We start from the raw sequence: 9,665 nt of genomic DNA, 5'->3' as shown, positions 1-9,665 counted from the left end.
ATCGTTCCGCCCGTAATACGATCCGCCGACATCGTTCCCGAAGTGATAACGGCTGCGCTTAGGTTTCGTACTTGTACCTTATTCGCATCGAGAATACCTGACGTGATTTTATCCGCCGTAATCCCTGCTGCTGCGATTTTATCGGTAGTGATCGAACCTGCTGCGATCTTCGAAGCGTTAACGGCATTGGCTGCAATCTTATCCGCAGTTACCGCATTCGCTGCCACTTTATCGGAAGTAACCGCATTTGCTGCGATTTTACTTGCATGTACAGATCCGTTTACGAGTAGTTTGTTGTCAGTCATTCGTCGGATCGTTACGTCAGTAAACACCCACTCGCCGTGCTTTTCCGTTGCATTAATCTGCGTCCATACTTGTATATATCTAGCGTTATCAGGTAGTTGAATTTCGCCCGACATCTTCGACCAATCGCCCGCATTGCGTCGTATAGCAGGGTAATTAAATACCGTTCTATTTTGATCGAATACGAAGAACCCGACTGCGAATTGATTGTTGCCGCTGATATGACACGATGAATATTCGATCAGAAAACGATCGCCGCCGTTAACTGGGATTAATTGCCCGCATGTTGCGTCTCTTCTATCTTTCATAGACCCGACGTTAGGGGTTGGTGATCCCGCAGGGATTCCCGTAGCATTCCATGCCTTGACAGTTATTCCGTTCCACTCTGCGTCCGACCCTCTATCGAAATTCGGATTAGGGCACATATTTGTAAAATCACCTACGGTTAGCTTATCGACGGAGATCGACTTAGCTCCAATACGACCTGCATTTAAGATACCTGACGTAATATTCTCCGCCTTTAGATTCGTAACACCGATCTTCGCTGCGTCGATTGTACCCGATGTAATGTTTGCCGCATTAATTCCGATTACAGTAATCTTACGTGCATCGATTGTACCCGACGTGATCTTATCTGCTGAGATACCCGCCGCCGCAATCTTATCGGTAGTGATCGAACCCGCTGCGAGTTTGTCTGCATTAATTGCGTTCGCCCCGATTCTAGCTGCGTTTAGAATCCCTGACGTAATATTCTCCGCCTTTAGATTCGTAACGCCGATCTTCGCTGCATCGATCGTACCGCTCGTGATATTACCTGCATTTAAGTTGATAATATTCGTATTCGCTGCGTTGATCGTACCGCCATTAATTCGATCAGCAGTCATAGTACCCGACGTAATGTTATTAGCATTAAGATTATCTACATTTACTTTCGTAGCATCGATGCGACCTGTTATGATTGCGTCCCCCGTAACGATCGTTCCTGCCTGTACCGAATGTACTTCGAAGTTAGCCACATTAACGCTTGTCTGCCCTTCTTGTGGTGCACGTACAGTTAGTCGAACATATCGAACTTGTCCGTTACCTACTACGCCATGACTTACGATCGGGTTTGTGTTGTTTGTAACATCTGCCCACGTCGTCCAGTTCGTGCCGTCTAGCGAAGTTTCTAACTTATAACTACGTGCTGCATAACGTGCATCATTCGAATAATACGAAGTCCACTGAATGCGTACACACTCGCCGATAACAGTCCCGAAATCTAGAGACATAGTGCACGGGAATTTATCCGCCCTACTACTTCCCGCTCCGTTGTATCTCGAAGTCATTCCGCCGTTTACACTAAATCCATTCCCACCCGAATAAGTAACGGGACGATTTTCGGCTACGTCTCTAGCACGACCGCCGAACTCTAGTAATTCCGCTTTAATAGATCCCGCCTTTAATCGAGCTGCATCGAGTGTACCTGCGGTAATGTTCCCCGCATCGATATCGACGATCTTCGCATTCTTACCGCTGATCGTAACACCATGTAGTCTTTGTGCTGCGAGTGTACCTTGCGTAATATTCCCCGCATCTTTAGCGAAGTTTTCTACTTCGTTCTTAACTGCATTCGCTCTATCCGTAGCGGCTTTTTGTGCTGCATCGGCTTTTAGTTTTGCGTCTGCTGCCGCATTTCTTTCGACTTCCTTTTTTGCTTCTAAGATGCGGCGATCAGCTTCGCTTAGTGCGCCCTCTTTAGCTGCATTCGCCTTATCCTGCGAATCCTTTTTAAGCGCCTCTTCGACTAGCTTCGTAACACTATCAGTATGCGCATTTGCATCCTTTTGCGCCTGCTGCGCTAGTCTTTCGGATTCTGTTTTTAGAGCCTTGTCCATTTCTTCGGCTTGCTTGATCGCTGCGTCTTGTGCCTTCTTTGCCTCGTCCTGCGCCTTCTTCAATGTTTCCGCAGGTGTTTCCGCTCCGATATCCTTCGGCGATGTTGGCGAAGCTGCTTCCCATTTCTTTGTTTTTTCGTTATACTTGCGGATCTTGTTTGGTGTACTTGACATATCGAACCATATCTGCGTGAGATCTTCGGGCGGTGTTTCACCGTAATGCCACTCTTTTTCCGCATAACCTTCCGCGAATAGTTTCGCATTCAGTTCGGCGTCTTTCGCCTTTTGATCCGCATGTTTCTTGACTTCGGCTTCGACTTCTTCCGTTAGTCCTTCGACATATGACTTCATTTCGATCTTAATCTCTTCGTCCATTTCTTCGGCTACTTCGATCGCCTTTTCTTCGGCCTTCTTCGCTTTGATCGCCGCGTCTTCCGCTGCTTCTGCGATTGCAGTCTCTTCGGCTTTGTTCGCCTTGTCCTGCGCACCTTTTGGCGTTTCTGCTCCGATTTCTTCGGGCGTAGTTACCGACGCATTAACCCATAGTTTTTTCTCAGCGTCCCAACGTTTCATAACGTTTGGTTGCTTCGAAGTATCTAGCCATAGCATATCGGGTGTTCTCTTGCTAGGTAGTGGCTCAGTGGCGCTCTTATAAACGAATTCGCCGCCTTGCTCCCACTTCGTCATATTTTGATTAATCGTTTCTTGAATCGCTTCGATTTGTCTATTCTTATCGATCACTAGCGGTACGAATTCGCCCAGTAATACGTAGTCTTTCGTAGGATTCGTATATGATCGGTAGATTGCGATAACGCGCGCATTAACTGCGAGAGCAGGCTCGAACATTGTATCTTTTACTAAGATCGTATCGCCTAGACGTACCTTTTCGTGCTCATAGCCCGTTAACGATTCCAGTAATAAGACGCTAGCTTCGTATGTTGCTCGCGGCTGCTTAACGCGCTTTAGCTCTTCGACTGCCTTTTTCATTAGCTCGTACTCGTTGTCTACGCTGCTTAAATCTAATCGTTTGAATAGGTGCTTTCCGTTCTTTCCGTATAGCTGCATTGCGTGCTCGTCGCCTACCCACTTTTGCCCTTTAGGTGATACATAGCCGTCGTGGATATTCTCGAATGCTTCGATCGTCAGGCGCTTCCCTGTCTCGTCAGCTTTACCGATCGGAATAACCGCCGTTGCGATATCGGATCGATCTACTTCTCGCGTTACGCCTGTTAGATCCTTTCCGTACGTGAATCGCTTCCCAGTAACGTTACCGCGTCGCTTAACTAGATGTACGAAACGATCTCGCACTTTCATACCCATAAATGAAACGGTGAATTCCATTTCTAAACCGTACTGATCGCGAATCTGATGTAACGCAGCTAGTGCGGTAGGATATTCGTGTAGATTGACATTTTGTAGTCCCGCATAATCTACGATACCTAGTTTCCAACCTGTACCCGCTAGTACTTTCTCCGCTGCATCTTTCGCCGTAACTGCGACTAGTGCTTGACCGTCTACGATATGGTTGTATAGATCATCTACGGCCGCATTTTCTGCGAATACTCGACGCACATACTTGTTGTCTTTTCGCTCTTCTACCGTACGAATAATCGTAAATAACATGAGTTTACGATCTTTGTTTCGTACGATTACGTTATTTCCTGCGACTAAGTGTTTTGTGTCAGGATCGCTTGCTAGCGTACTAAACTCATATGTTAGTAGTCCGTCTAACTGCTCGAAGTGGCCGTCTTCGAAAAACTGCGGCGTCTTCGGTAGGTGATTTGTAAGGATCGTTAATTGTCTTCCGTATTGATCCGTTACGATAATCATGCTGTTAACATCGTTTGTCATTTTATCCCGCCTTTCCGTGGAATCCCCACATATACATAAACGCGAGCCTATCGTAATTTGACAGACTCGCGTTTTTAGGTTATAGATATCGATTTGTGAATTTGATGCTTGTTTCTCCTGCCGATGGTGGGTAGATCGCAATCTCTGATCGTCCCGTCGGAATGCTAAAGAAATCACTAGACGGATCTAACATATCATTTGCTAGAATTCCGTTTTTGTAGATAGACGCCGAAGCCATATCGACCTCTAACGTGTCGCCTCGCTTAAACGCCATATCGTTAACCTGCTCGCGTTGATTCTCGTTGTACTTGTATACGTTGACGTGATCTAACGTCATGTAGTAGCGTTTGTCGCCATTACCTAGCGCCGATGTTTCGAGTTGTATGCCTGCTAATTTGTTAAGGTAGCGCCCTGTGTAATCCGCATACTCTCGATATAGTTCGGTATGGAATCGTCCTGTTTTCGCATCTTGTAACGCAAAGTACGTAAACCATGTAACGTAGCCCTTGCGTTCTTTGCGTCCGAATCGGATAATTCCGTTATTCCATTCAGACCAAACCCCATCGAAGCCGCCGCGATCGTAAACCATCGCGATACCGTTCTTATTGTCGCCGAACTTAACTGTCGCAATCTGCTGCGTTTTAAGCCATGTAACATCGTTTAGATGCGCATTACCGAACTTGCGGCCGTTCTGATCGAGTAGGTAGAATCCGACTCTTCCCATATCTCGACGATCCCACGATCTAAACGTAGAATGCAGCTCGACCATAAAGTTATCGATCGGCTCAGGAATGTTACGATACATAGATGCGCCGTGCCAACCTGCGAAGCGATCTTCGGGCTTGTCTTTGTTTCCGCCGTAGTCCCACCCCTTTTGGTGGAATAGATAGCCGTTACTTTCGAATGTACCGTACACGATCCCGTCGTAAATCTCGCTCGCATCCGTCCATTGTCGTACATCGATCAGCTCGTCGTATAAAACACGCTCTTCGTATGGAACTGTCTGTTTATTGTAGTCAGGCGCTTGTCCCGCAGTTACCGCATAATCCTTTCCGATAACGGAAACTGTCGGTGTATCTTCGGCGAATGTAATACGTACGTTCGGATACGCTTCGGCCGTTCCGTCGTTCACGACTTCGGTTTTCATATTTCCGCGCTCTATCTTATATTCTTTCTCTAGTCCGTCACCTACTGGATCAGAACATAGTAATGTGAATTGAATCATGCAGCTTGTTCCGATTGGCGTTATAGGCGTTGATCCGTCGAGCTTTGCCGTGTAACTTACGTGATTCTTAAAATCGAAGATTAATTCGCCGTCAGGTACGTTTAACCAACGCCGAATGTCATCTAGCTTCGTTTCTCGCTCTAATTCCGTATCTGCCGTTATCGTAGCGACAACGTTATAACGCATTACGTCCGTTTCTGATCCGAAATCGTAAGCGCCGATTTTACCCGACGCTTTTAATAGATTTGCGGTTTTTTGCGGTAGTAGATCCCGCTCGATCGTATTTACTAACATGTATCTGCTTGCGTGTCGTCCTCTATAGATGAATGACATTCTATCTCCCCCTCGATCTTTCTTTCGCTCGTTCCATGCGCTTTAATTCCGCTGCAATGCGCTCTACGTCCGCCTCTTCGCGCACATGTAGCTCCGCTACTTGAACGGTAGAGTTGTATACGTTGCCGCTTTGATTACCACGATCCCCTTGTTGTCCGAATGCTGCTACCGTAGTAGGTCGATTCGCAGTACGAATAAAGTTAAATAACCTCGCCTGCTGCGCTTGCGTTAGTACCATTTCATTTTTGAGTAATCTTGCGTCTATCTCGTCGAACTTCGGTCGATGTGCGACCAGTCCCGCAGGAGATCCGCCGTTATGGTACTTCGGACGTTTCGTTTCTTGTGATAATGTCCCGCCGTTATGCCTAAATATGTTTGATACTGTACGTGTGATCGACTCTTTGATGTTGACAATGACGTCTTTGAATTCAGTCTTTGTCGCCTTTTCCCTTACCCGATCTAGTTCCGCATCTGCTTGTGATGGGTCCATATTCAGGTTTTTCGTAACCTCTTCCTTCATTTTCGCTTCGGCGTCTGCGTTCTTCTTCTCTACGTCGGAAATATCGCCCTTCGTCTTCTTCGTGTTTTCCTTTTGCGCATCTGCATTCGCTTTTGCGTCCTTCTGATTGAAGTCTGCGGTATCACCCTTCGTCTTCTTGACGTTTTCTTTCGAGCCTTTTTTGTCGGCTTCCGCATTCTTCTGATCGTGATCTGACGTGTCGCCCTTCGTCTTCTTAACGTTTTCTTTCGAGCCCTTTTTATTGGCTTCGGCGTCTTTCGCTTCGAAATCCGAGATATCACCTTTTGTTTCTTTCGTCGCAGGTTTTTCGAGATTTTCTTGCAGTTCATTGGCTTTTTGTTTCTCTTCGTCGGTGTTCGTGCTCACCTTTTTATCGACGGGCTTTCCTAGTGTTTCGTTCATATCCTCGATAGATCCCGTAGTATCTTCGATTCCTTGTTTGTAGAGATTATGGTTGTCTTTCGCCTGATCGATAGCCGTTTTCGCTTCTCTTAACTTCTCGACGTTTTTAGATGAAGCCTCGTACTGCGCTAGTTGCTCGCCCTCTAGTCCGTGGTTAGCGATTTTTTGTTTCTCTAATTCCGCTAGTACTTTCTCTTCGGCGGCTAACTTCTCGTTAACCTTTCCTGACAATTCTCCGACTGCCCCCGTAATGCCTACGGTTGCGGCTTGCTCTTCGATAATTTTATTCGTAGTTTTTTCGCTCAGTTGTAATTTTTGTTGCGCTGCGTTTAGATGCCCTCTTAATTCCGTACCCGCAGACTTATTTATCGCTAGTTCGGTGTTTGCAGTTTGTAACCTCTCTCGTTGAAGATTTAAATGCTCGCCTGCTTTTTCGATCTGCCTTTCCTCACCGCGATTTACGGCTTCGTTAAATTCCTTTTTAGCCCTATTGTAGCGAGCTTGAGCTTCAGCTTGTGCTTCTTCGAGTCCTTTACGCTCTTTTAACGATTCCTGATAGTTCTTTGAAGCCTTTACCATATCTTCTAGATCTTTTTTCTGGTTAATCATAAGTTGCGTTTGTTGTAATTCGAGCTCTATACGCTGCATTTCCTTATATGAGTCGCCCAGTTTTCGCGCCTCGTCCGAAGTTTTAGCGATCGAATTCCCCTTCTTGTCGAAGGCTTGTGCCGTCGCAGGTGCTTTCGAAATGATTTCCGCGTTAACATCTAGATACTCTTTTAACTCGTCCTTCGTAGCGCCTGATTTCTGTTGTAACTGATCGTATTCGTCGATAAGTTTTTGCTTTTCTGCGCCCTCTTCCGCCTTTTGGATTTCGTTAGTTAGATCTCGATAGCGTAATAACTCGTCCGTAGTAAGGTTAATCTTGCCCTTTAGTTGGTCGTGCTTGTCCGCTAGGTCGTACATTCCTTGCGCCTGCTCACCTAACGATTTATACGTATCTAGTGAAACCTCTTTGTACTCTCGTGTAGCGCCTTTTGCTTTCATGAGAACTAGTGACAATGCGCCGACTGCTGCCGAAACTCCTGCAATCCATAATGTAGCAGGATTCGAAACAAGCGTAGCTCCCATAAGTCTTATCGCCGCATTAATCTTACCGAGATTTGAATATACGAGCGTCGCCGCGGCTGCGAAACCTGCTGCCGCCAATCCTGCCACTAAGAACGCAGGATCTAATTGCGCTAATGATCCGACTAGTGATGCTGCGACTTGCATTACCGCAGTAAGTGCAGGTATTAATTGCTGCCCGATATTGATTCCCAAACCTTCGGCGGCTGATTGTAACTGAGTCCACGCGCCTAGTAACGTAGCTTGCTGAATTTCCGCTACTCGTTGCGCAGTTCCGCCCGATTCTTCTAATGTTTTTTTATAGTTTTCTAGCGCGGGTTGTCCTTGTGATAGTAACGCTAAGAATCCCGCCGACGCTTCCGTACCTACTAATTGTGCTGCAGTTACGGTTTTTTGTGCGTCTGTCATGCCTTCCATTTTCGAACTAATATGACCGATCAATTCAGGAAGTGGCTTGAACTGTCCGTTTGCATCTACTACCGAAATTCCCAGTTTCTCGAATGCCTTTTCCGTTTGTCCCGTTGGATTCGCTAAAGATAGTAACGCAGCACGTAAAGATGTACCTGCTTGCGATCCTTGAATACCTGCATCGGACATTTTCGCGATTGCTGCTGCCGTATCTTCGATTCCCCAACCTAGAGAATGTGCTACTGGTGCAACGTATTTCATCGCCATACCTAGTTGATTCATATCAGTATTCGCAGTTGTGAAGGTTTTCGCTAATACGTCTGTCGCATGTCCCGTGTCTTTCGCGGATAATCCGAAACCTGTCATGATATTCGATGCGATGTCAGCGGCAGACCCTAAATCGATCGCGCCTGCTGCAGCTAGATTTAATACCGATGGTATTGCGTCGATACTGTCTTGCGCTTTGAAACCCGCTAACGATAGGAAGGAGAGTCCGTCCGCCGCTTGCGAGGCGCTAAACTGCGTTGTCGCCCCTAAATGTTTCGCCGTATCGCTTAACTGTTTAAATTCGGAATCTGTCGCCCCTGAGATCGCCTTTACTTTCGCCATTGACTGTTCGAAGTTTGCCGCAGATTTTACTGATGCACCTACCGCAGCTACTACGGCATTTCCCGCCATTGCCGATGCCTTGCTTAACGCCGACATGCCTTCCGAAGACGACTGCGCTCCCTGATTTAATCCTTGCATATCTTGTCTTGCTTGACTTACGCCCTGCCTAAACTGAGCGTTATCGAGTACGAGCCGCGCCCGTACTTCGCCTGCATTTGCTGCCATACAATCACGCTCCTTTACGATAGTGCTCGTAGCTCTTCGAATTTGCTACGATTGAACTTTTCTGTTTTCGGTTTGATTCCCGCTTCTCTCGTCCATGTGCGGATTAATTCGCGGTACTCTTTTTGCTCTAGGTTTCTAGCATTTATGATCGTTAGTAGATCCAGTTTGCGCGCAGCTTTTCGATTTCTTGATTTCTCAGCATACGCAGCAAGATCGATAAGGTAATAGTCTTCTTCGATCTGTCTTTGTGTAACGCCCATTACCGAAGCCATTTCGAGAAGGAAATCTTCGAAGGGATCGTCTAGGCTTCCGTCGTAGCCTCGATCGTCTCCGTCGCTTCCTCCGTCTTCTTCGCTTTTGGTAACAGGCTTATCAGGTTTTTTACCATACGCTCTAGATCGTTGTATTTAACCATTTGTACGAGGTATTCTACGATCTCCGACATTCCCGCTTCGCCTTGCAGGTATTCAACATCGATACCCGTTAATTGCGAAGTGATCGTTACGAAGTCGTCTGTCGCAGCTTCTACGGCCGCGATCGCATATGCAGCGTACTGATCCGCAGGTGCGTTAATTACTTGAATAATTAGATTCGGAACGTTACCCGATACGGCGATCAGCTCTTTGAACTCTTTCGGCGTAACCTTTCTGATACGAACCTTCTTCATACCTAGCGTTAACGTGTCAGGCGCTAACATCGCCTTACTCGCTTCTTTCTTTGTAAAAACATTGGTGATTTTTCTAATCATATATCTTCCTCCTTGTCAAGTTTGACGAAACACAAA

Annotated in this window: 5 protein-coding genes; all 5 read right to left on the bottom strand. The window is 46.5% G+C overall.

Going from position 1 to position 9,665, the window contains the following annotated elements:
- Positions 1 to 4,031 (bottom strand): phage tail spike protein (locus tag N2V80_RS29930; protein WP_340981154.1); only part of this gene is annotated, 4,031 nt, incomplete at its 3' end.
- 79 nt (positions 4,032 to 4,110) lie between these two features.
- Positions 4,111 to 5,589 (bottom strand): distal tail protein Dit, encoded by a 1,479-nt coding sequence (locus tag N2V80_RS29925; protein ID WP_061654624.1) that lies wholly within the window; start codon positions 5,587 to 5,589, stop codon positions 4,111 to 4,113.
- 1 nt (position 5,590) lies between these two features.
- Entirely contained in the window at positions 5,591 to 8,881 is a 3,291-nt protein-coding gene (locus tag N2V80_RS29920; protein ID WP_061654625.1) for a phage tail tape measure protein, read from the bottom strand.
- Between the two features lie 14 nt (positions 8,882 to 8,895).
- Positions 8,896 to 9,153: a hypothetical protein gene (locus N2V80_RS29915; protein WP_080450825.1), complete on the bottom strand. Its 258-nt coding sequence runs from the start codon at positions 9,151 to 9,153 to the stop codon at positions 8,896 to 8,898.
- Between the two features lie 29 nt (positions 9,154 to 9,182).
- Positions 9,183 to 9,629 carry a hypothetical protein gene (locus tag N2V80_RS29910; protein WP_061654627.1) on the bottom strand — a complete coding sequence of 149 codons (447 nt, stop codon included), beginning with the start codon at positions 9,627 to 9,629 and terminating at the stop codon, positions 9,183 to 9,185.
- Between the last annotated feature and the right edge of the window lie 36 nt (positions 9,630 to 9,665).

The sequence above is a fragment of the Bacillus sp. FSL W8-0640 genome (assembly GCF_038007725.1).
In the GTDB taxonomy this organism is placed as follows: domain Bacteria; phylum Bacillota; class Bacilli; order Bacillales; family Bacillaceae_G; genus Bacillus_A; species Bacillus_A cereus.
The sequence above is the reverse complement of the archived record's forward strand: the minus strand, read 5'-3'. Positions and strand labels throughout refer to the sequence as shown.

Excerpts from the sequence above, each read along its gene's own strand:
- N2V80_RS29910 (WP_061654627.1), bottom strand. The coding sequence starts at position 9,629 with ATGATTAGAAAAATCACCAATGTTTTTACAAAGAAAGAAGCGAGTAAG.
- N2V80_RS29925 (WP_061654624.1), bottom strand. The coding sequence starts at position 5,589 with ATGTCATTCATCTATAGAGGACGACACGCAAGCAGATACATGTTAGTA.
- N2V80_RS29920 (WP_061654625.1), bottom strand. The coding sequence starts at position 8,881 with ATGGCAGCAAATGCAGGCGAAGTACGGGCGCGGCTCGTACTCGATAAC.
- N2V80_RS29915 (WP_080450825.1), bottom strand. The coding sequence starts at position 9,153 with ATGGCTTCGGTAATGGGCGTTACACAAAGACAGATCGAAGAAGACTAT.